Origin of the sequence: Aquabacterium sp. (assembly GCF_036279675.1) — a bacterium.
Taxonomy (GTDB): domain Bacteria; phylum Pseudomonadota; class Gammaproteobacteria; order Burkholderiales; family Burkholderiaceae_C; genus Aquabacterium.
In genome coordinates this window covers 46,832-67,685 of the sequence record NZ_DASUIS010000076.1, presented here as the reverse complement: position 1 = coordinate 67,685, position 20,854 = coordinate 46,832, and the positions used below count along the sequence as shown (strand labels likewise).

21 protein-coding genes are annotated in these 20,854 nt (G+C 62.9%); 8 read left to right on the top strand and 13 right to left on the bottom strand.

From position 1 onward, the window contains the following. Positions 1 to 45: 45 nt before the first annotated feature. From fliI to fliF, 4 genes are read right to left on the bottom strand one after another with little or no spacing between them, the layout of a single operon-like run. Complete coding sequence (fliI, locus tag VFW93_RS09540) at positions 46 to 1,476, bottom strand: flagellar protein export ATPase FliI (protein WP_414639636.1); 1,431 nt, start codon at positions 1,474 to 1,476, stop codon at positions 46 to 48. After that, entirely contained in the window at positions 1,473 to 2,546 is a 1,074-nt protein-coding gene (locus tag VFW93_RS09535) for a FliH/SctL family protein (protein ID WP_329693761.1), read from the bottom strand. Before VFW93_RS09535 ends, fliI begins: the two co-directional genes overlap by 4 nt. Beyond that, entirely contained in the window at positions 2,533 to 3,528 is a 996-nt protein-coding gene (gene fliG / locus VFW93_RS09530) for a flagellar motor switch protein FliG (protein WP_329693760.1), read from the bottom strand. Before fliG ends, VFW93_RS09535 begins: the two co-directional genes overlap by 14 nt. Positions 3,529 to 3,547: 19 nt before the next feature. Further along, positions 3,548 to 5,254, bottom strand: a complete 1,707-nt coding sequence (gene fliF, locus VFW93_RS09525) for a flagellar basal-body MS-ring/collar protein FliF (protein WP_414639635.1) — start codon at positions 5,252 to 5,254, stop codon at positions 3,548 to 3,550. Between the two features lie 207 nt (positions 5,255 to 5,461). On the opposite strand from fliF, the gene fliE reads away from it, so the two are divergent. From fliE to bamC, 6 genes are all read left to right on the top strand, one after another. Then, positions 5,462 to 5,812: a flagellar hook-basal body complex protein FliE gene (gene fliE, locus VFW93_RS09520; protein WP_329693795.1), complete on the top strand. Its 351-nt coding sequence runs from the start codon at positions 5,462 to 5,464 to the stop codon at positions 5,810 to 5,812. 69 nt (positions 5,813 to 5,881) lie between these two features. Continuing rightward, a complete protein-coding gene (locus tag VFW93_RS09515) occupies positions 5,882 to 7,129 on the top strand; it encodes an MFS transporter (RefSeq protein WP_329693759.1) in 1,248 nt (415 codons plus the stop codon). Then, positions 7,126 to 7,260, top strand: a complete 135-nt coding sequence (locus VFW93_RS09510) for a hypothetical protein (protein ID WP_329693758.1) — start codon at positions 7,126 to 7,128, stop codon at positions 7,258 to 7,260. Before VFW93_RS09515 ends, VFW93_RS09510 begins: the two co-directional genes overlap by 4 nt. A gap of 1 nt (position 7,261) precedes the next feature. Further along, the gene (locus VFW93_RS09505; protein ID WP_329693757.1) at positions 7,262 to 8,074 is read left to right on the top strand and encodes an SDR family oxidoreductase; all 813 of its coding nucleotides are present in this window, start codon (positions 7,262 to 7,264) and stop codon (positions 8,072 to 8,074) included. A gap of 135 nt (positions 8,075 to 8,209) precedes the next feature. Beyond that, positions 8,210 to 9,091 carry a 4-hydroxy-tetrahydrodipicolinate synthase gene (gene dapA / locus VFW93_RS09500; protein WP_329693756.1) on the top strand — a complete coding sequence of 294 codons (882 nt, stop codon included), beginning with the start codon at positions 8,210 to 8,212 and terminating at the stop codon, positions 9,089 to 9,091. Positions 9,092 to 9,150: 59 nt separating this feature from the next. Next, on the top strand, positions 9,151 to 10,296 hold the full coding sequence (gene bamC, locus VFW93_RS09495; protein ID WP_329693755.1) for an outer membrane protein assembly factor BamC: 1,146 nt from the start codon (positions 9,151 to 9,153) through the stop codon (positions 10,294 to 10,296). A 181-nt stretch (positions 10,297 to 10,477) separates the two neighbouring features. On the opposite strand, the gene VFW93_RS09490 is transcribed toward bamC, so the two are convergent. The 3 genes from VFW93_RS09490 to VFW93_RS09480 all read right to left on the bottom strand — a co-directional run bounded on the left by VFW93_RS09490 (position 10,478) and on the right by VFW93_RS09480 (position 12,568). After that, positions 10,478 to 10,696: a hypothetical protein gene (locus VFW93_RS09490; RefSeq protein ID WP_329693754.1), complete on the bottom strand. Its 219-nt coding sequence runs from the start codon at positions 10,694 to 10,696 to the stop codon at positions 10,478 to 10,480. Between the two features lie 158 nt (positions 10,697 to 10,854). Further along, positions 10,855 to 11,370: a hypothetical protein gene (locus VFW93_RS09485; protein WP_329693753.1), complete on the bottom strand. Its 516-nt coding sequence runs from the start codon at positions 11,368 to 11,370 to the stop codon at positions 10,855 to 10,857. Positions 11,371 to 11,407: 37 nt separating this feature from the next. Beyond that, on the bottom strand, positions 11,408 to 12,568 hold the full coding sequence (locus VFW93_RS09480; protein ID WP_414639637.1) for a JmjC domain-containing protein: 1,161 nt from the start codon (positions 12,566 to 12,568) through the stop codon (positions 11,408 to 11,410). A gap of 141 nt (positions 12,569 to 12,709) precedes the next feature. On the opposite strand from VFW93_RS09480, the gene VFW93_RS09475 reads away from it, so the two are divergent. Further along, the gene (locus VFW93_RS09475; RefSeq protein ID WP_329693751.1) at positions 12,710 to 13,231 is read left to right on the top strand and encodes a peptidylprolyl isomerase; all 522 of its coding nucleotides are present in this window, start codon (positions 12,710 to 12,712) and stop codon (positions 13,229 to 13,231) included. 11 nt (positions 13,232 to 13,242) lie between these two features. Here the strand turns inward: VFW93_RS09475 and dut are convergent, their stop codons facing one another. From dut to VFW93_RS09445, 6 genes are all read right to left on the bottom strand, one after another. Further along, positions 13,243 to 13,695, bottom strand: coding sequence for a dUTP diphosphatase (gene dut, locus VFW93_RS09470; RefSeq protein WP_290672260.1), 453 nt, complete (start codon positions 13,693 to 13,695; stop codon positions 13,243 to 13,245). After that, a complete protein-coding gene (coaBC, locus tag VFW93_RS09465) occupies positions 13,692 to 14,924 on the bottom strand; it encodes a bifunctional phosphopantothenoylcysteine decarboxylase/phosphopantothenate--cysteine ligase CoaBC (RefSeq protein ID WP_329693750.1) in 1,233 nt (410 codons plus the stop codon). The genes dut and coaBC overlap by 4 nt, the downstream gene beginning before the upstream one ends. A gap of 62 nt (positions 14,925 to 14,986) precedes the next feature. After that, positions 14,987 to 16,021, bottom strand: coding sequence for a helix-turn-helix domain-containing protein (locus VFW93_RS09460; protein WP_329693749.1), 1,035 nt, complete (start codon positions 16,019 to 16,021; stop codon positions 14,987 to 14,989). A gap of 307 nt (positions 16,022 to 16,328) precedes the next feature. After that, on the bottom strand, positions 16,329 to 17,396 hold the full coding sequence (locus VFW93_RS09455; protein ID WP_329693748.1) for an AraC family transcriptional regulator: 1,068 nt from the start codon (positions 17,394 to 17,396) through the stop codon (positions 16,329 to 16,331). 73 nt (positions 17,397 to 17,469) lie between these two features. Next, a complete protein-coding gene (locus VFW93_RS09450; RefSeq protein WP_329693747.1) occupies positions 17,470 to 18,354 on the bottom strand; it encodes a metal-dependent hydrolase in 885 nt (294 codons plus the stop codon). Positions 18,355 to 18,550: 196 nt separating this feature from the next. After that, positions 18,551 to 19,450 carry a metal-dependent hydrolase gene (locus tag VFW93_RS09445; protein ID WP_329693746.1) on the bottom strand — a complete coding sequence of 300 codons (900 nt, stop codon included), beginning with the start codon at positions 19,448 to 19,450 and terminating at the stop codon, positions 18,551 to 18,553. Between the two features lie 221 nt (positions 19,451 to 19,671). Here VFW93_RS09445 and VFW93_RS09440 point away from each other — a divergent pair, with 221 nt between their 5' ends. Further along, positions 19,672 to 20,811, top strand: coding sequence for a GGDEF domain-containing protein (locus VFW93_RS09440; protein WP_329693745.1), 1,140 nt, complete (start codon positions 19,672 to 19,674; stop codon positions 20,809 to 20,811). Positions 20,812 to 20,854: the final 43 nt, after the last annotated feature.

Here is a 20,854-nt window from a genome sequence, read left to right as displayed (position 1 = left end):
CTGGTGGGCTACTTCACTGGTTGGGTTTGACTGCACAGACCAACATCAAGCGGTCACGATCTGGTGGAGTTCGTCCACGCTGTCGTGCATGTGAGCCGGCGTGCTCATGTCCTGCTGCAACATGTTGACCATGTGCGGGTGCAGGCGCACAGCCAGGTCCAGATCGTGGTCGCCACCAGGCGTGTAGGCGCCCAGTTGAATCAGATCGCGGGCCTTGCTGTAGCGCGACCACAGCTGCCGGAAGCGCCGCGCGTCGTCGATGTGCTGGCTCTCGGCCACGTTGTGCATCACGCGCGAGGCGGAGCGCTCGATGTCGATGGCCGGGAAATGGCCGGATTCGGCCAGCTCGCGTGACAGCACGATGTGGCCGTCCAGGATGGCGCGCGCGGCATCCGCAATGGGATCCTGCTGGTCATCACCTTCGGACAGCACGGTGTAAAACGCCGTGATCGAGCCGTGGCCGTTGAGGCCATTGCCGCTGCGCTCCACCAGCTGAGGCAGCTTGGCAAAGCACGAGGGCGGATAGCCCTTGGTGGCAGGGGGCTCGCCAATGGCCAGGGCGATTTCGCGCTGGGCCATGGCATAGCGGGTGAGCGAATCCATCAGCAACAGCACATGCAGGCCCTGGTCACGGAAGTGCTCGGCCACGGCGGTAGCGTAGCTGGCGCCCTGCATGCGGGTCAGCGGCGGTGCGTCAGCGGGTGCAGCCACCACCACCGAGCGCGCCAGGCCTTCCTCGCCCAGGATGTCTTCGATGAATTCCTTGACTTCGCGGCCCCGTTCACCGATGAGGCCCACCACGATGACGTCGGCCTGGGTGTAGCGGGCCATCATGCCCAGCAGCACCGACTTGCCAACGCCAGAGCCGGCGAACAAACCGATACGCTGGCCACGGCCGACCGTGAGCATCGCGTTGATGGCGCGCACGCCGGTATCGAGCGGCTGGCGAACCGGGTCACGCTCCATCGCATTGATGGGGCGACGGGCCAGTGGCTCGCTGCGCACATGGTGCAGAGGGCCTTTGCGGTCCAGAGGCTCGCCTTGGGCGTTCACAACCCGGCCCAGCAGGCCACTGCCTACCGGCAGATGGCGGGTGCGGTCTTCGCTGCGGCGCCAGGGGTGATTGGGGCGGCCCAGGATGGGCGGGTTGATCGGGATGGTGCGGGGCACCACACGGGCACCGCTGGACAGGCCATGCACTTCGGCCGTGGGCATCAGATAGGCGCGGTCACCGGCGAAGCCGACCACTTCCGCCAGCACGGGGGTGGACTCCAGGCGGGTCTCGGAGTGGATCTCACAGACCGCCCCCACAGGCAGACGCAAACCAGCGGCCTCCAGCACCAGACCGGCCACACGCACCAGCTTGCCCTGGTTTTCCAGCGGCAAGCGCGCACCGGCACAGGCATCCAGGTCGTCCAGAAAACGGTTCCAGCGGTCCATCGCCACATCGTTGTGGACGCGAATGGGCATGTTCATACTTCACCCTCCTCACGTTGCGCCACCGTTGCTTCGGTTTCGCTCTCCGGCCATTCATCCAGTTCGTCTTCGCCTTCGGGCAGGCGCACCTCGGTCGAGCCATGGGCTTCGACGCCGTTGTTCCACGGTGCGTTGTGCCCCATCGAGGCCGCTGCACGCTCCCAGCGGGCCTCGACCGAGGCATCCACCACCGCGATGTCGGATTCCACGATGCAGCCACCGCGGGTGATGCTTGCGTCAGGCACCATGCGGGCGCCCCGTGCAGCCAGGACTTCCGTCAGTTGTGCCTGAGCCAGGCCATGGTCGTCGGGGTTCAGCCGCAGCACGATCTGACGGGCCGAAGCCAGCAGCGTGGTCAGCGCCTGCTCGGCCACATCCACCACCACTTCGGGGTTCTGTTGCAGCTCGCTGCGCACCACCTGGCGCGCCAGTTCCAGCGCCACACCAGCGATGCGGCCCGCGAGCTGCTGCTCCAGCGATTCCAGGCGATGGTGGAAATCCGAGGCCAGCGCGCCAACCTGGTCGCTCATGTAGGCGGCCATTTGCGCCGCCTGAGTCTGCTTGTAGCTTTCCAGCGCGGCCAGGCCATTGCGGTAACCGTCCTGGTAGCCCGTCTGGCGTGCTTCGCGAACCAGCTCGTCCACATTGGGTGGCGGGGGTGGTGGCGGTGCTTCGGCGGCCTTGGCTTCGGCCTCTGCCTGGCCTGGCACGCCGCCCACGATGGGGCGCTTGACAGCCGCAGGCTTGCTGGCCATCGCGGCCGGCTTGGCGGCAGGTGCCGGTTGGGCTCCGGTCGCCTGTGGCGCATGCCGGGCAGGATTGGGCTTCATGGCCGGGCGCATCTCAGCGGCGGCCCGCTCGGCCAGCGTGGGTTTGCGCACCCCGCCTTCCTCCGGGTTGGCCGCCCTGCTCGGCTGCTCGAATGTTTCGGGTGCCCAGGCTGAAAAAGAGCCCAGCTCTTCGCGCGGGATGAAGCGCGTGTAGGGATTGGGCGTCGATCCGCCTGCCGCACTGCCTGCAGCCTGTGGCGCTGCCCCACCGGGCGGCGTCGTCGGCTTAGACGTACTCATCGTCGCCTCCGCTGGCCAGCGTGATCTGGCCTTCGTCGGCCAGGCGTCTCACGATCTTGAGCATTTCCTTTTGCTCGCCTTCGACTTCGGACAGCTTGACCGGGCCGCGCGACTCCAGATCTTCGCGCAGCGTTTCCGCCGCACGGCTGGACATGTTCTTGAACACCTTCTCGCGGATTTCGGGCGACGCCCCCTTGAGCGCGATGATGAGCGACTCGGTCTGCACTTCCTTGAGCAAGGCCTGGAAGCCCTTGTCGTCGAGCTTCATCAGGTCGTCGAAGGTGAACATGTTGTCCATGATCTTCTGCGCCAGATCGCCATCGGCCTCGCGGATGTAATCCAGCACCGAGGTTTCCAGGCTGGAGCCCATCAGGTTGATGATTTCCGCTGCGGGCTTGGCGCCACCCAGAGAGGCCTTTCGCAATTGGGTGCCACCAGCCAGCACGCGTGACAGCACCTCGTTGAGGTCCTTCAGGGCGGTAGGCTGGATGCCGTCCAGCGTGGCGATGCGCACCATCACCTCGTTGCGGTGACGGTCGGTGAAACACTTGAGCACCGAGGAAGACTGGTCCGGATCCAGGTGAACCAGGATGGCCGCCACGATCTGAGGATGCTCGTTGCGCAGCAATTCAGCCACGGAACCGGGGTCCATCCACTTGAGGCTCTCGATGCCGGTGACATCGCTGCCCTGGATGATGCGGTCGATCAGCAGATTGGCCTTTTCATCGCCCAGCGCCTTGCGCAGCACGGACTTGATGTACTCGTCGGTGTCGGGCACCAGCATGCCCATTTCGGTCGATTCCTTGGAGAAGCGATCCAGCACCGAACCGACCCGGTCCTTGTTGACCGTCTTGAGCTTGGCAATGGTCTCCCCCAGGCATTGAACTTCCTTGGGCTCCAGATGCTTGAACACCTCGGATGCCTCTTCCTCACCCAAAGACATCAACAGGATGGCAGCGTCTTCAACACCTTGCTCGTCCATGGCTCGGGGTCCTTCTCGATCAGTTGTTCATCCAGCCGCGCATCACGTTGGCCATGGCCATCGGGTTATCGCGGGCAAAGGCACGGGCTGCTTCCAGGCGCTCGTCGGTAGCGGGGCCTTCCAGTTGCGGCATGTGACCGGGCTCATGCGCTACTGGCAACTCTTCCGCGTCGTCGACCACGGCGTTGAGGCCTTGCTTCTGAGCTTCTTCCTCGGTCAGCGGCACGGGTTGCGCTGCCTTGATGGCCGGGCGGATGGCGCCAAACACCACGATCAGGGCAGCCAGGGTCAGGGCGCCGGGTACCGCCAGGGTGCGGATCAGGTCCACCGTCTCGGGCTGCTTCCAGAAGGGCGTGTTGTCAGGCTCTTCCTTGGTGACCTGGAAGGGGGTGTTGATCAGCTTGATCGAGTCGCCGCGTTTCTCGTCAAAGCCGATGGTTTCTCGGACCAGGGCGGTGAGCTGATCCAGTTCTTCCTGAGGGATAGGCTGGGTGGTGGTCTTGCCCTTGGCATCGGTCACCGTTCGATGGTTCAGCACCACGGCGGCGTTCAGTCGCTTGACCGAACCGGTGGCATTGCGCACCACGCGCACGGTCTTGTCGACCTCGTAATTGGTCACCGCTTCACGACGGCTGCTGCCACCGGTACTGCCACCTTGAGCGGCCTGCAGGGGCTGGGAGGCACCATTGACAGGTGCCGTCGCGGGCACCGGCGGCTGGTTGCTGGCGGCACCAGGCACGCCAGAAGGCGTTGCACTGCCCTGCCCGACCTGCTCGGTGGTCTGCTGGCTGCGAATCGAGGCGCTGGCCTGCTGGCCCTGGTTGGGCTTGTACTCCTCGGCGGTGGATTCCACCTGGGAAAAATCCAGCTCGGCCGTCACCTGGGCGCGCAGATTGTCCTTGCCGACCACGGGCTCCAGGATGTCGCGGATGCGCTGGGTGTAATTGGTCTCCAGCTGGCGCACGTACTGCAGTTGCTGGGCGTCCAGGCCGGACTGATCCGCGCCCTCTTGCGACCCGGACAGCAGCGCCCCGCTCTGGTCGACGATGCTCACGGCCTTGGGCGACATTTCCGGCACGCTGGACGACACCAGGTGCACGATGCCAGCGATCTGGCCACGGTCGAGCGTACGACCGGGGTACAGCGTGAGCACCACGGAAGCCGAAGCCTTCTGCTGTTCGCGGAAGAAACCATTCTGATTGGGCAACGCCAGGTGCACACGGGCGCTTTGCACGCTGGCCAGTGCCTGGATGGAACGAATCAGCTCGCCTTCCAGGCCGCGTTGGAAGTTCAGTCGTTCCTGGAACTGGGTCACGCCGAACTTCTGGTTTTCCATCAGCTCGAAACCGACCACCGAGCCCTTGGGCAGGCCGGCAGAAGCCAGCTTCAGACGCACGTCGTGCACCTTGTCGGCCGGCACCAGGATAGCCGCACCGCCATCGGCATGCTTGTAGGGGACCTGCATCTGCTGCAGCTGGGCCAGAATCGCGCCACCGTCCTTGTCGGACAGATTCGTGTAGAGCACACGGTAATCACCGTCACGCCCCCACATCATCATCGCCACAAAGATGGCAAAGATCGCAGCGATGCCCCCGGCCAACATCAGCTTGCGCTGCATCGGCAGGGCCATGACCCGCTGAACGAATCCAGGGGGTTGAGCGTTGTCGATCACCATGCCAGGTGAGGCGACAGCAACAGAGGTGGGTTGAGCGACAGTGACTTCCATGGGCGGTCGAAGCGTTGGGCCGCGCATCGAAACCATACGATGCAACAAACCCGCCGTAACAGCCCCATTATTCGGAGTCAGGAGAGGTAAAAGTGCCGGAAACAGCCAGTCAAATGCCGCCCTCTTCCGAGCATGGCACCGCCCAGGGATGCGTACATTCCAGAACGTGGTGAACTGAATCAACCCTTGTCGGGACTTATCGGCATCATGGATCTGAAACTCAAACCCTTCGATTTCGCGCAAGCCGCCGCCAGGGCAGGCATGGCCGACGTCGCTCGGCGCGTTGAGGCCAAGACCCGCGCCGAGGCGGCTGGCCAAAGTTCGGCCGTCGACAAGCCCAGCTTCCAGACCAGTTTCAGCAGCGCGCTGAACTCGATCAGCAAGTCGCAAGCCACGGCGGCGACCATGCAGCGCGAGGTCCAGTTCGATAACCCTACTGTCAGTCTGGAAGAAACCATGGTGGCCATGCAGAAGGCCCAACTCGGCTTCCAATCGGCTGTTCAAGTACGCAACAAACTTGTTCAGGCGTACACCGACATCATGAATATGCAGGTCTAGCCACGCCTCGCGCTGGTTTGGAGTAGCCTCATACGGGCGGTGGCGCACTGGCCACCATGGAACACCGAGATGCATCACCCTGATCGCCCCATCCCGATGGGGCAATTGCTTTTGTGCGGCGCCCTGATCGTCACCATGTCCATGGGCATCCGGCACAGCTTCGGCCTGTGGCTGCAGCCCATCACCATGGCGCATGGCTGGACGCGCGAAGACTATTCACTGGCCATGGCCGTCCAGAACCTGGTGTGGGGGGCGGCCGGCCCTGTGGTGGGCTGGTGGGCGGATCGCAGCGGGGCCTTCAAGGTGCTGTGGTCTGGCGCCCTGCTCTACGCGCTGGGCCTGGTGGGGATGGCCACCACCAGCCAGCACCTCGGCTTCGTGTTGACCACCGGTGTGCTGATTGGCCTTGGGCAGGCCTGTTCCACCTACACGGTGATCTTCGGTGTGGTGGGCCGCAACGTCACGCTGGAACAGCGCTCCATGGCCATGGGCATCACGGCCGCCGCCGGCTCTTTCGGGCAGTTCCTCATGGTGCCCGTGGCCAGCCTGCTGCTTCACAACACGGACTGGTCATCTGCCTTGCTGATACTGGCCGCCACGGCGCTGATCATCGGCCCCCTGGCTTTCGGATTGCGGGAAAAGCGCTTTGCACCCGGCAACAAGGCCGCGCTGGCCATGGGCCCCACCGGTGGACAGGCGAACACGCAGACCGCCGGGCAGGCCCTGCTGGAAGCCTTCGGCCACCGCGATTACCTCCTGCTGACGGCCGGCTACTTCGTGTGTGGCTTCCAGTTGGCTTTCATCGGGGTGCACCTGCCCAGCTACCTCAAGGATCACCAACTGGCGCCCCAGGTCGCAACCACCGCCCTGGCCTTGATCGGGCTGTTCAATGTCCTGGGCAGCTACGCCGCCGGGGCCCTGGGCGCACGCCTGCGCAAGAACTGGATCCTGTCGAGCATCTATGGCCTGAGGGCACTGGCCATGCTGCTGTTCATCATGGTGCCGCTGTCGGCCTGGAGCGTGGGCATCTTTGCGGCGGCCATGGGCACCTTGTGGCTGTCTACCGTGCCACCTACCAATGCCATCGTGGCCCAGATGCATGGTGTGCGGCACCTGTCCATGCTGGGTGGCATCGTGTTCTTCTCCCACCAGATCGGCTCCTTCCTGGGCGTCTGGCTGGCTGGCCGCCTGTATGACTTCACCGGCAGCTACCAGGTGGTATGGTGGCTGGCCATCGCGCTGGGCGTGCTGGCGGCACTCGTCAATCTGCCCATCCAGGAGCAGCGTCAGCCCGGCGCCAGGCTGCAAGCAGCATGAAAACCCGTGACCGTTGGCGGCAAATCGGCCTGTTCGTTCTGGCGCTGGCCGCACTGGCCGCCGTCTTCTGCCTATATTGGCAACCCGACATGGCCTTCGACCTGGCCACCCGCATCTGGAGTTGCATCTGACATGTCAACAAGAGTGGTGATCATCACGGGGGCCTCGGAGGGCATTGGCGCCGAACTGGCGCGTCAGCTGGCGCAAGAAAGCGGCAGCAAGGTCAGTCTGGTGCTGGCCGCCCGCAGCAAGGACAAGCTCGAACACGTGGCCCAGCAATGCCGCACGCACGGCAGCAAGGTCCTCGTGCGCCCCACCGATGTAGGCAAGGAAGCAGATTGCCGCGCGCTGATCGCCGAATCGATCGCCCAATACGGCCGCATCGACACCCTGGTCAACAACGCCGGCATGTCGGCACACGCCCTGTTGAGTGAAGTCAGCGACATGGCCTGGTACGAACAACTCATGCGCATCAACCTGTGGGGCAGTGCCTGGTGCACGCATGCGGCCTTGCCTTACCTGAAGGTCACACGAGGCCGGATCGTGGCCGTGTCCAGTCTGGCTGGTCTGGTGGGCGTACCCGGACGCACGGCTTACAGCGCCACCAAATTCGCCATGACCGGTTTTTTCGAGGCCCTGCGTGTGGAACTGGCGCCGCAAGGTGTCTCGGTGACGATCGCCTATCCCGGCGTTGTGGCCACGGACATCCGCTACCGGGGTTTCAACGCCCATGGTCAGACGGCGGGCAAGAGCGGGCTGGACGAATCCGGGGCCATGAGCGTCGAAGCATGTGCTCGGCTGATCCGTGTCGGGATGGCCAGACGCCAGCGCGACGTCGTCATGACCTTCCAGGGCAAGATGGGCCGCTGGATGAAGCTGCTGGCCCCGCGTCTGGTCGACAAACTGGCCCTGGCGGCACTCAAGCGCGAAGTACGGCCCGAATAGGGGGTGAATGCCAGGCGCAACACGCGTCAGGGCCTGCGCCGTTGCGCGGGAGAGCATTCAGGGGCTTTTCCCGTACCCGGCCAGGCCGGCAATACCCGAGTCGGCCAGTAGAATCGCAGGATTGAAGGAATCAGCATGAAACCCATTTTTGGCAGCATCGTTGCACTGGTTACCCCCATGCACGCAGACGGCAGCGTCGATTACGACGGCCTGCGCAAACTGATCGACTGGCACATCGCCGAAGGCACCAACTGCATCGGCGTGGTCGGCACCACGGGCGAATCGCCCACCGTGAACGTTGAAGAGCACTGCGAAATCATCCGCGTCTCGGTCGAACAGGCTGCGGGCCGCGTACCCATCATGGCCGGCGCGGGTGCCAACTCGACGCAGGAAGCCATCGAGCTGAGCCAGTTTGCCAAGAAGGTGGGCGCGGATTGCACCCTCCAGGTCGTGCCCTACTACAACAAGCCGACGCAAGAAGGCATGTACCAGCACTTCAAGGCCATCGTGGAAGCCGTGGACATCCCCGTGGTGCTCTACAACGTGCCCGGTCGTACCGTGGCGGACATGCTGCCCGAAACCACCCTGCGCCTGGCCCAGTTGCCTGGCGTGATCGGCGTGAAGGAAGCCACCGGCAACCTGGAACGCGCCGCCTGGCTGATCAAGCAGGCCCCCAAGGGCTTCTCGATCTATTCAGGAGACGACCCGACTGCCGCCTTGCTCATGCTGCTGGGCGGCCACGGCAACATCAGCGTGACGGCCAACGTGGCGCCTCGCGATATGGCTGAACTGTGCAAGGCGGCCATGGCGCAGGACACGAAGCGCGCCATCGAACTGCACATGAAGTTGCTGCCGCTGCACAAACATCTGTTCGTCGAGCCCAACCCGATTCCCGTGAAGTGGGCCATGGCCAGAATGGGCAAAGTTGGTGGTACGCTGCGCCTGCCCCTGACACCGCTGGGCGAGTCCTCGCAAGCAGTGGTTGAAGCGGCCATGCGTGAAGTTGGCGTGCTCTGAGCACTCCCGGCTATTGACACCAACCCCGGTTAGCGCCGGGGCCAGAACCTGATTACCCCATGTCGATCAAACAACGTCACCAGACCACCGTCGTTCTGAGTGCTGCGCTGGCCTCTGCGCTCGTCACCTCCGGCTGCTCCTCCATCAGTGAAACCCTGTCGGGCGACAAGATCGATTACCGCACCAGCGGTACGCAAAGCGTCCGCCTGGATGTGCCGCCCGATCTGAGCCAGTTGCCTGGCCAGACCCGCTTCGGCCAGGCCCCCGCCTCGACAGTGACGGCCAGCAGCCTGGTGCGCACGGACAAGGCCGAAGCACCTCAAAGCGCCATCGCCCCCAACAAGGGCCAAGGCATCAAGCTGGAACGCCAGGGCCAGATGCGCTGGCTGTCGGTCAACCAGCCTCCCGAGCAAATCTGGAGCCAGGTCCGCACGTTCTGGAGCGAAGTGGGTTTCGAGTTGACCACCGACCAACCAGAAGCAGGTGTGATGGAAACCAACTGGTCTGAAAACAAGGCCAAGGTTCCGCAGGACGGCGCCGTCCGCAAGGCACTGGGCCGCGTCTTCGACCTGCTGTACGACACGGGCGAACGCGACCTGTACCGCACGCGCATCGAGCGCACGGCAACCGGCAGCGAAATCTACATCAGCCACAAGGGCCTGGTGGAAGAATACGAAGACAGCAAGAAAGAACGGACGCAATGGCGCGCCCGCCCCAGCGATCCGAACCTCGAAGCTGAAATGCTGTCTCGACTGATGGTGAAACTGGGCGCCAGCAAGGAAACGGCCGAAGCGGTCAAGACGGCCGACAAGCCCGCTCAGGCTGCGGCCACAGCCCCCAGCATCGCGCGCATGAACGCCGACGGCCTGTCCATCACCGTGGATGCCGACTTCGACACGGCCTGGCGCCGCGTGGGCCTGGCCCTGGATCGCAGCGGCTTCACCGTTGAGAACCGTGACCGCAAGCAAGGTGCGTTTGAAGTTCGCCTCTCGGACAACGATCCTGATGCGAGCAAGCCAGGCTTCTTCGCGCGCCTGTTTGGTGCCAAGGCAGAAAATCAGGATGGCCTGAGCCGTTACAAGGTGCTGGTGCAAGGCCAGAGTCGCACCAGCGCACTGGTGAGCGTTCTCAAGGAAAACGGTCAGCCCACAACCTCCAACACGGCCAAGCGTATCGCCAAGCAACTGGTCGACGAACTGAACTGATCTACCGTTCAGGGGCGCGATGTCCCAATAAAAATCCCGGCATGAGCCGGGATTTTTTTCATCCGCGCTACACCAACCTCATCGCAGACGACCAGGAAACGATCGGTCCAGACGCAATGTGTGCAATGCGGACGAAAAAAAGCCGCTCCGGAGAGCGGCTTTTTGTAGCATCGAACTGGAATTAGTTCGAAGCAGCGCTGGCAGCAGCCGAAGCGGCTTCAGGAGCGGCCGAAGCAGCGTCCGAAGCAGCGGAAGCAGCAGGAGCAGCTTCAGAAGCGGCCGAAGCAGCTTCGGAAGCAGCGGATGCGGCTTCAGGAGCAGCAGGAGCTTCTTCTTTCTTGCCGCAAGCGGTCAGAGCCATAGCAGCGATCAGCGAAGCCAGCAGGAGCGACTTTTTCATGCTTGTGTCCTCAAAAGGAGTGTCAATAAAAACTGTGGTCTTGGAACTATGTGCAGAGCCCATAGTCCCATAGCAATACGAGACAAGGGCAAAGGATGCATCGCAACTGGCGTTGCTCCACATTCAGCCAATGATTATACGTCGCATAAGGCTATTCCCTATAGCCCCAGGGTCGTGGGAGGCAGAGCCTCATGCGAGCGTTGCAAATTTACGTCAATTTCACTGAGCCATGTCCGCAAAACCCCTGTTTCACGGGTCCAGATGCCGGTTCCGTGCAAAGGTTCATTCAGACGCAGGCCAATGACGCCATGAACGATGAACACCGGCATCAATGAAGAGGCCACTTCATCGGGCGCCAACCAGCACTTCACGCGGTGGGACCACGTTCCGCGCCAGCTCACCCAGCGAGGGTGTGCGTTGGCAAACACATCATAGCTGGCCGCCAGCATCTGACAGTGCGTGCCGCGCACGAGCAATCCCCATTGATGGAAGGCCTCCATCACACTGCGCTCGCCCAATGGCCAGTGCGCAAAGTCATGATCGACCAGGGTCAGGTCTGCTGCCTGGGTCGCAGCCATGGCCATCGCCGCCCGAAAGCGGTCCTGGAAATCACGCCAGCTGCTGATCTGACCGGACTGGTCGGACTCGGCTGGCGTCACAGGCATCTGTTCCATGGCGTCGATCTCCTGCAAATATGGTGTCAAGGCACACTCAGGGCGCTGGATGCGCCCAACCGTCTTCGGTCCACTGGTCCAGCAGCTCTCTGAGCACCGGACTGACCTTGGCCACCTCGGACGCAGGCAGCGCACGCCGATCCGCAAGCTGGCGCAACTGACGGGCGTCCTTGCCCGCAGCCAGCCATGACTCGCCGTTGGCAAACACGCGTTTTTCATCGTAAACCATGCGCGTACGCGGGTCGAGACGCACGCCGACGCCATCCGGCAATGGCTCGCCAGCCTGGAACCAGACGCGCGGCTTGGGCTCCGACAACACCTCGCCCAGTGCAGAGTGCAAGGCGGACGGATCCTTCAAGGCCTTCATCACGGCCGCCAAGGCAAATTCCTGCAGGGCGGCAGGGATCTGGCCGGGCGTGGCCGTGGCAGGCTGCCTGGGGTCCTTGTACAGGTCCGGCACATCCGGGCACTCCAGGCCTTCCACCAGGCGCATCAGCACCTCACGCGCCAGATCGGTCTTCTCGGGCACGCGGAAGCCCACCGAGCAAGTCATGCACTCGCCCTGCGCGATGCCATCGTGGGCCCAGCGCGGGGGCAGGTACAGCATGTCACCAGGCTCGAGCACCAGATCCTGCTCGGGCTCGAAACGAGTCAGGATCTTCAAGGGCACATCCGCCTGCAGGCTGGCATCCTTCAAGGGCCCGATGCGCCAGCGACGTTGACCATGCACCTGCAGCAGGAAGACGTCATAGGAGTCGTAATGCGGGCCGACGCCACCGCCATCCGTCGCGTACGAGATCATCAGATCGTCCAGGCGGGCATCCGGTACGAACCGGAATTGCTGCAACAGCTCATAGGCCGCCGGAACGTGCAGATCCAGCCCTTGCACGAGCAAGGTCCAGCCAGCTTGCGACATGGCCGGGAGGCTGCGTCGGCTCATCGGGCCATGGCTCAGGCGCCAGCCGGCGTCGGCAGTGGCCGCCTTGCGAGACCTCTTCGCCTGCCCCTCTGTCTTGACAATCAAGCGCGATTCGACGTCTTCACTCTCGGCCAGCGCAAACAGCTTGCTGCGCTCGATGGGCGGCTTCACGCCGGGAATGGCCTGGCGAATCAGCAAGGGCTTCTTCTGCCAGTAGTCGCGCATGAACCTGGCTGGCGACATGCCGCCCAGCAAAGGCGTGGGCTGATCAATGGCCAGAGCGGCCGACTTGGTATTGGTCTTGGAGGCTTTCATGCCGCCATTGTGCGACGCCCGCGCCCCTGTCACCCCTGATCAGGCTCAACGAGCCTGGTGACGCGTCAAAGCGCCGGGGCGGCACGGCATGAGATGATCGGGGGCATGATCATTTCCTCCCCCTGCGTAGTGAGCCTGGTGTGGCGTCTGGAAGACGCCCAGGGCCAACTGATTGATGAACTGGCCGAACCGATGGAGTTTCTCCTGGGCGGCGAAGACCTGCTGCCCAAGGTAGAGCAAACATTGCTTGGCCAGTCCGCCGGTTTCGAGGCCAATTTGCACCTCGAACCCGAAGACGCCTTTGGCGACTACAACGCCGAGCTGGTGTTCTTCGAAACCCGGGACATCTTCCCGCCAGAGGTCTCGGAGGGCATGCAGTTCGAAGGCCCGCCGGAAGGTTCGACCACCCCTGATCTGCCCAAGGACGTGATCTACACCGTGACCGAGGTGTACGACACGCACGTGGTGCTCGACGGCAACCACCCGCTGGCCGGCCTGGCGCTGCGCCTGGCCCTCAAGGTGATGGACGTGCGCACGGCCACCGAAGAGGAAACGGAACAAGGCTCCGTCTCGGATTCACCGTTCAGCCTGTTGCAGGCTGCACCGGCCGACGAGACCCTTCACTGAGCGCGACGGGTTCAGCCGCGACCGGTTGAACCGAAGCCGCCCTCACCCCGGTGCGAGGCATCTTCAAAGCTGTCCACCAGCCGGAAGCTGGCCTGCACCACCGGCACGATCACCAGTTGCGCGATGCGCTCCATGGGCTGAATCGTGAAGGCCGCGCTGCCGCGGTTCCAGCAACTCACCATCAGGGGGCCCTGGTAGTCTGAATCAATCAGGCCGACCAGGTTGCCCAGTACGATGCCGTGCTTGTGGCCCAGGCCCGAGCGCGGCAGGATCATGGCTGCCAGCCCCGGATCACCCAGGTGCATGGACAAGCCCGTGGGGATCAGATGCGCTTGCCCGGGCTCCAGCACGACGGGCTCGTCCAGACAGGCACGCAGGTCCAGGCCGGCGCTGCCAGGTGTGGCGTAGGCCGGCAGGCTGTCGCTCATGCGGGGATCGAGAACGCGGATGTCAACGGTGGTCATGCTTGAACTGCTTGAAGACGTTGGGCCAGCTCCTGCATCAGGGCGCGGGCCAGGGTGAGTTTGTCGGTAGGCTGCCCATCGGCAGGCAGCGCGTGGTGCGCCTGGGCATCGACCACCAGCAAGGCATTGTCGTCACGGCCGAAAGTGGCCGGCCCCAGGTTGCCGATGATCAGCGGAATGCGCTTGCGGATCAGCTTGGCACGGGCGTGCTCCAGCAGGTTTTCGCTCTCGGCGGCAAAACCGACGCAATACGGTGGGTTAGGCAAGGCGGCCACGGCTGCCAGGATGTCCGGGTTCTCGGTCAGCTCGAAAGTCGGGGCGACCTTCTTGCCCTCTTTCTTGATCTTGTGCTCGCTCAGGCTGGCCGGGCGCCAGTCGGCCACAGCCGCGGTGGCGATGAACACCTCATGCGCTGCGGCGTCTGGCACCACGGCGTCGTACATCTGCTGGGCGGTCATCACATTGACGCGCCTGACGCCGCGAGGCGTGGGCAGGTGTACCGGCCCGGCCACCAGCGTGACATCGGCACCCGCTTCTGCCGCAGCTCGCGCGAGCGCAAACCCCATCTTGCCGCTGGAATGGTTGGTGATGCCGCGCACCGGGTCGATGGGCTCGAACGTCGGCCCCGCCGTGATCAGCAAGCGCCGTCCGGCCAGCAGCTTGGGCTGGAAGAAGGCGATCAATTCATCGAGCAGTTCAGTTGGCTCCAGCATGCGGCCGTCACCCACCTCGCCACAAGCCTGGTCGCCGCAACCGGGCCCCAGGATGCGGGTGTCATCGGCACGCAGGGTGGCGACATTGCGTTGTGTGGCCGGATGCGACCACATCTCGCGGTTCATGGCCGGCGCCACCAGCAAGGGGCAACGCTCACGGGGCCGCGCCAGGCACAACAGGCTGAGCAATTCGTCTGCCCTGCCCTGTGCGAGCTTGGCGATGAAATCCGCGCTGGCGGGGGCCACGATCACGGCGTCGGCCTCTCGGCCCAGGTTGATGTGCGCCATGTTGTTGGGCTCGCGCGCATCCCACTGGCTGGTCACCACGGAACGCCCCGAGAGGGCCTGCATGGTCACCGGCGTGATGAAAGCCTCGGCTGCCTCCGTCATGACCACCTGAACCGTGGCGCCAGCCTTGGTCAACAGGCGAACGAGTTCGGCCGATTTGTAGCAGGCGATGCCGCCCGTCAGGCCCAGCACGATGTGCCGGCCCAGGAGATCTGAACGTTCTGACATGAGCGGCACTCTATCAGAGCCCCAGGCTGTCCGGCGCCTGCGGCCTGAGGTTCAGGGCTTGCTCACCGGGGGCTCAGGCCCAACTGATCACGGTAGGCGCTGGGCGACAGGCCCGTCCAGCGCTTGAAGGCAAAGGTGAAGGCGCGACGGTCCGAGAACCCCAGCTCCACGCTGATGGACTCCATGCTGATGGCGCGACGCTTGAGCATGGTCTGCGCGCGCTGGCATTTCGCCTGGGACTGAACATCCACATACTTGAAGCCCTCGGCCTGCAAGCGCCGCTGCAGGGTGCGCGGATGCAAGGACAAGGCCGCCGCCGTGGCCTCCAGGCCATCGCGCAACAGCTCGGGGCGGCGCTCCAGTGCCCAACGCACTTCATCGACCAGGCGGCGTTCACCCACCTCGCGGTTCAGGCGGCGTTCGATCATCTGGCGGGCCTGGCTGTGCACCTCCGGCACAAAGGTGTTGAGCGGCATGTCCAGCCAGCGGCGGTCCATCACCAGCGCATCGGCCGCCTCGCCGAAGAAGACCGGCACGCCAAAGTGGTCGACAAACTGCTGCTGATGGCTGGGCGGCATGCTGGCCACACGCACCGACAACAGCCAGCGCGACCCCTTGGTGGCCCGACGGATGAGCTGGTTGATGGCCGACAGTGCCACCTCGCGCACATGGCACAGTGCATGTGGGTCAGGGTCCGGCACCTTCATCTCGACGCGCAAGTGCGCTTCCGCACCGAATTCATCCAGGTGGACCACCAGCCAGGGCGCCAGCAGATCACGGGCCCAACTGGCCAGCTCCAGCATCTCGCGCAGGGTGGCGCAAGAGGCGATGAAGGCCTCGAACTCCGCAAAGTGCTCGAAGACAAAGGAGTCGCCCAGGGCAAACGGGAAATGGTGCCCCTTGGCACGTTCCACACACATCGAGAAGGCCTTGAACAGGTGCGTGGGCGCCACTCTGAGGGGCGTCTGCATGTCAAACGTGGCGATCCCGGCGTCGCGCAAGACTGGCTCGATCGTGAAGCCGCACACGTTGGCGGCCTGACGCCAGCTGCCCAAGGCAGGAAGTGGCACGGAAGAGATTGGCGACGGGTGATGCATCAGTGAGTCCAGCACAAGGAACGGTTCTGACAACACACCAAACCAAAAAACGATCTCGTGCGTTGCGCGAATTCAAACGGTCGTCTGAATCACTTCAATCTATGTGCAAGTGCGTGGCCTCGCAATCACCGCGTGCAGCCAAAAGGATCATTTCGCGACTATATTGAAATTGCTGCGCCGCATCTAACCCGGTCCGGGGAGGCAATAACCCCGAAGCACCGGATGGCGGCGCCAATCGTCGAGGCCATGAAGCCAGGCAATGGTCTATCTGACTTTTCAAAAGGTCAGATAAACCGTTACAGATCACTCAGCCCTGCTGCTCGCGCCAGGCACTCGGCGTGGTGCCTTCCCAGCGTTTGAAGGCGGCCGTGAAAGCGCGGCGATCCGAAAATCCCAGACGTGCACTGATGTCATCGATCGAGACATCACCCTGGCGCAACCACTGGCATGCCAGTCGATGGCGCATGCGTGCCTGCACGTTGAGGTAGCTGTCACCCTCGTCCTTGAGGCGACGCTGCAAGGTGCGCGGATGCAGGTTGAGCCGATCGGCCATGTCCTCCACACCCAGCGCCAGGAGGCTGGGATCGCGGGTGATGAACTCTTCGATCTCGGCGGCCACACCCTGGCGGCGCGCTTCCTTGCCAAGGCGCTGCTCGGCCAGGAAATGAGCCTGTTCGTGCAAGGCCGGGAAGGCCCCTTCCAGCGGCAGATCCAGGATGCGACGTTCGAACACCAGCGCATCCTGCGGGGCATTGAAGGTCACGGGCACGCCAAAGAAGGGCTCGAACTGTGCGGCGTATGGCGGAGGTGGCCCCTGCATGGTCACACCGACAAAGCCGGTTTCAGAGCCCTGCAGCGTGCGACCGAACTTGCGGATGCAAGCCAGGATGGCTTGAGACACCAGTTGCAGTGGCAAACCATAGGCCGCCACATTGGGAATAGGCACGTCCAGGCCCACGATGACCTTGGCCAGGTCGCCCTCTTCCCTCACCTCCAGGGTCAGCCACGGCAGCACCATGCGGCGCGCCAGATCGGCCACGCGCAAGGCTTCGCGCAGGGTCGGGCTGGTGGTCAGCAGGGTTTCGAACTCGGGCAGAGACTCGAAGGCAAAGGTATCACCCAGCACGAGCGGGAAATGCTTGTCTGGTGGCGACAGGGCGACGCATTGCTCCAGCAGGGAGATCAACTGTATCGGCGAGACGCGGGCGTCCTCCAGCCGAATCAGGTCGATCTTGATGCCAGCCTCCTTGAACAGGGGCTGAACGTTGAATCCGCATTTGGTAGCCGCCTTGATCCAGGCAGACAACATGAACAAGGGAATGGGCTTGATACCCATTGCCTCTAGAACGGCTTGTGGTGGCAGTGGAATACGCATAAACGAAATCGGCACACCCCCATGAGGTGTGCCGAAGTCTAACCAACTACTGAGCTGTCAACGCAATAAAAAATCACAGAGCCATCGTGGCGCGCATCAATTCGCTGGCCTCCACCGGGTCGCGGTGCAGGTTGAATGCTTGCAACCACTCTTCATAGCCGGGCTGTTCGGTTTCATCCCAAGGGTGATAACCAGGCTTGTAGTACAGGAAGTAGTGGCTGTAGAGGGGGCCCACGAAGCCACCCGGCTTGAGCAACCACCAGATGCCCTTGGCATTGAGCTTGACGCGCTGCCACCAGCTGAAACCATCATGCTTGAGCATGAAGTTCAGGAACTTGAAGATCACCAGAGGGAAGATCAAGGTGGTGTGCAACAGCGTCCAGATGCGCAGGGCGTAACCGACCTTGGCGTAGTCGATCATGACGTCATACGCGACGCCCTTGTGCTCGACTTCCTCGATGGCGTGCCAGGCGTACATGGCGCGCACCTTTGGATGGGCTTCCTTCAGCACATCACGCTTGTCGAACATGGCGTGTGCGCCCAGTGCCGTGAAGTGCTCCAGGGCCGAGGTAATGCCCAGGGTGTATTCGCGGCTGTAGCGGCTGCGGTAGGTATCAAACAGCAGCTTGTTGAGCCACTTGAGCAGGTAGTCCACATCGACGCCCTGCGTCTTCAGGTGATCGTTGAACTGGTTGTGCACCAGCGTGTGCTGGGCTTCCTGGCGGTTGAAATCCTTGATGTCCTGCAACAGTTTCGGATCGTTGACACGGTCGCGGAAGTCGCGCACGGCCGTCATGAAGAACTTCTCGCCCGGCGGGAAGATCACCGACAGCGCGTCGAAGAAGCGGCTCTTGAAGGCGTCTCCACCGAACCAGTACTTGGGGATGCTGCTGTCAAAACCGAAATCCAGCTTTTCACGCGGGATGATGGGGTGCAGGGCTTGTGGATGCTTTGCCATGTTATGAGTCTCTCCTCGTTCTCCGGGATGCCTCAACTGTAAAAAGTAGTCAGGCAAAGCAACAGGATGAGGGGTGACACCAGGGATTCCTGTGCGACACAGCCAACTTGGTGTTTCTACCAGGTTTTTTGACCCTGCGGCCCCAAAAGCGAAAGGCCTCCGAAGAGGCCTCGCATAACCTTTTCTGGTTATACCCTTACGCACTCAGTGCGAGATCGTGGCGCATCTGCTCGCTCGCCTTCAACGGATCCTTGGAACTGTTGAAAGCAGCCAGCCACTCGTCGTAGCCAACCTGATCTGCTTCCTGCCAGGGGTGGTAGCCGGGCTTGTAATACGTCCAGTAGTGCCTGGCCATGGGCTGCAGCAGGCCACCTGGCTTGAACAACCACCACAGGCCGCCAGCCATCATCTTTGCACGCTGCCAGGCGTTGAAGCCGTCATGGATCATCAACTGGCGCTGGATCACGAAGATGGTCTTGGGGAACATCACCGAGGCGTGCACCAGCGCGCCCACGCGCTTGAAGTAACCCACTTTGGCGTAGTCCTCCATCACGTCGTAAGCGACGCCTTTGTGCTCGACTTCCTCGATGGCGTGCCACGCGTACATGGCGCGAACGCGGTAGTCGGCCTCTTTCATCACATCACGCTTGTCGAACAGGCTGTGGGCGATGATGGAGGTGAAGTGCTCCAGCGCAGACGTGATGGCCAGGGTGTACTCGCGGCTGTACTGGTTGCGATAGTCGACATTGAGCATCTTGTCGACGTACCTGGTCAGCTTGTCGACATCAACCCCCTGGCGACGCAGGCGGTCATTGTCCTGACGGTGCACCAGCGTGTGCTGGGCTTCCTGACGGTTGAAGCCCTGGATGTCTTCCAGCAGCTTGGGATCCTGGATCTGGTCACGGAAATCCCGCACACAGGTCATGAAGAACTTCTCGCCAGGCGGGAAGATGATGGACAGGGCATCCCAGAAACGGCTCTTGAAGGGATCGCCCCCGAACCAGTACTTGGGTACGTCGCCGCTCAGACCAAAGTCCAGCTTCTCGCGCGGGATGATCGGATGCACGGCATCGTGTTTGATGTTGTTGGCGCTCATGTTCATCACCTGTAGATCGGTTCCTCGGTGTCTTTAATTTAGCCCGATGACCATGCCCGTGCACAGGATCACGCGTGACAGTGAGGGTGCAGCTGCGACAAACTCACAGATATTCCACGCGGCTCAAACGACACGTCGTGCCAAATGTCACACCCCTGGTGACTCAAGTGCGGCTTCCGGTATTCCGATATCTACGCATCCACCAAGCGAGGAGTGTCGGCGTGGCCATTTCTTCCCCATCCGCTTCCGATTCCGCCTCGGTCCTGCCTCAGCCTGCCACGCCTGTGTCCAACGAGGCGGATCAACAAGCCTGGCACGTGGGCACGGAAGCCACGCAGCCGGAGGCCTTTCGCGCCTTGCTGCAAGGCATTGGCGTCATCGCCGGGCTCACCCACGTGGCCTTTTGCGCGCTGTTCTTCTGGGCGCACGTGACGTCGCTGGCCTATGTGAACATCGGCAGCATCCTGAGCTATGTGTGGGTGTTTGCGCTGGCGCGACGCGGCCAGGTCGAACAGGCCTGGGCCGTGACCGTGCTGGAAGTGCTGGGCCACGCCATCCTGGCCGTATCGGTGATTGGCTGGGACACCGGTTTCCACTACTACATCCTTCTGGTGATCCCGGTGGCGGTGATCAGCTCGATTCGCCCGGTGGCGCTCAAAGCCGCCACGGTGCTGGGCGTGATGATGACCTACCTCGTGCTGGACATCGTGCTGCGACACCGCACCCCGCCCAACGAGCTGCCCATGGTGGTGATCGACGGCCTGCACTACTTCAACGTGGTGGGCGTGATGATCATCCTGATCTTCCTGGCCGGCTATTACTACTACCTGATCGACAAGGCCGCCGCCACATTGCGTGAGATGGCTTCCACGGATCCGCTGACCCAATTGAGGAACCGTCGCGCCATCACCGAAGTGATCCGCCGAGAAGAAAGCCGCGTGCGCCGCGGTCAGCCCTACCTGTCCTTCATCTTGTGCGATCTGGACCACTTCAAATCGATCAACGACAGCAAAGGGCATGACGCCGGGGACGCTGTGCTCCGATCAGTCAGCAAGACACTGCAAAGCTGCATGCGCGATGTGGACTTTGTCGCGCGCTGGGGTGGCGAGGAGTTCCTGGCGGTGCTGCCCGACACCGACGAAGAAGGTGCCAAACTGGTCGCGGAACGCATTCGAGGCAAGATCGAGGGTGCCTTGATCGAGGCGCCGGGCCATGAGCCATTCAAGGTCACGATGACCCTGGGTGTGGCCGTCATCCAGAAGGGTGAGAACGCCGAGCAGACCATCGCCCGCGCCGATACGGCGCTGTACGAGGGCAAAAGAAACGGCCGCAACCGGGTAGTGGTTGCGGCCGCTTCCTGAAGCCTGCGACGAGCAGGCTCATGACCGGGCTCAGTCAGTAGTC

What these genes read in the sequence shown, in the direction of transcription:
- fliI (WP_414639636.1), bottom strand. Translation starts at nt 1,476, where the DNA reads ATGAACATGCCCATTCGCGTCCACAACGATGTGGCGATGGACCGCTGG.
- VFW93_RS09535 (WP_329693761.1), bottom strand. Translation starts at nt 2,546, where the DNA reads ATGAGTACGTCTAAGCCGACGACGCCGCCCGGTGGGGCAGCGCCACAG.
- fliG (WP_329693760.1), bottom strand. Translation starts at nt 3,528, where the DNA reads ATGGACGAGCAAGGTGTTGAAGACGCTGCCATCCTGTTGATGTCTTTG.
- fliF (WP_414639635.1), bottom strand. Translation starts at nt 5,254, where the DNA reads ATGGAAGTCACTGTCGCTCAACCCACCTCTGTTGCTGTCGCCTCACCT.
- fliE (WP_329693795.1), top strand. Translation starts at nt 5,462, where the DNA reads ATGGATCTGAAACTCAAACCCTTCGATTTCGCGCAAGCCGCCGCCAGG.
- VFW93_RS09515 (WP_329693759.1), top strand. Translation starts at nt 5,882, where the DNA reads ATGCATCACCCTGATCGCCCCATCCCGATGGGGCAATTGCTTTTGTGC.
- VFW93_RS09510 (WP_329693758.1), top strand. Translation starts at nt 7,126, where the DNA reads ATGAAAACCCGTGACCGTTGGCGGCAAATCGGCCTGTTCGTTCTGGCG.
- VFW93_RS09505 (WP_329693757.1), top strand. Translation starts at nt 7,262, where the DNA reads ATGTCAACAAGAGTGGTGATCATCACGGGGGCCTCGGAGGGCATTGGC.
- dapA (WP_329693756.1), top strand. Translation starts at nt 8,210, where the DNA reads ATGAAACCCATTTTTGGCAGCATCGTTGCACTGGTTACCCCCATGCAC.
- bamC (WP_329693755.1), top strand. Translation starts at nt 9,151, where the DNA reads ATGTCGATCAAACAACGTCACCAGACCACCGTCGTTCTGAGTGCTGCG.
- VFW93_RS09490 (WP_329693754.1), bottom strand. Translation starts at nt 10,696, where the DNA reads ATGAAAAAGTCGCTCCTGCTGGCTTCGCTGATCGCTGCTATGGCTCTG.
- VFW93_RS09485 (WP_329693753.1), bottom strand. Translation starts at nt 11,370, where the DNA reads ATGGAACAGATGCCTGTGACGCCAGCCGAGTCCGACCAGTCCGGTCAG.
- VFW93_RS09475 (WP_329693751.1), top strand. Translation starts at nt 12,710, where the DNA reads ATGATCATTTCCTCCCCCTGCGTAGTGAGCCTGGTGTGGCGTCTGGAA.
- dut (WP_290672260.1), bottom strand. Translation starts at nt 13,695, where the DNA reads ATGACCACCGTTGACATCCGCGTTCTCGATCCCCGCATGAGCGACAGC.
- coaBC (WP_329693750.1), bottom strand. Translation starts at nt 14,924, where the DNA reads ATGTCAGAACGTTCAGATCTCCTGGGCCGGCACATCGTGCTGGGCCTG.
- VFW93_RS09460 (WP_329693749.1), bottom strand. Translation starts at nt 16,021, where the DNA reads ATGCATCACCCGTCGCCAATCTCTTCCGTGCCACTTCCTGCCTTGGGC.
- VFW93_RS09455 (WP_329693748.1), bottom strand. Translation starts at nt 17,396, where the DNA reads ATGCGTATTCCACTGCCACCACAAGCCGTTCTAGAGGCAATGGGTATC.
- VFW93_RS09450 (WP_329693747.1), bottom strand. Translation starts at nt 18,354, where the DNA reads ATGGCAAAGCATCCACAAGCCCTGCACCCCATCATCCCGCGTGAAAAG.
- VFW93_RS09445 (WP_329693746.1), bottom strand. Translation starts at nt 19,450, where the DNA reads ATGAGCGCCAACAACATCAAACACGATGCCGTGCATCCGATCATCCCG.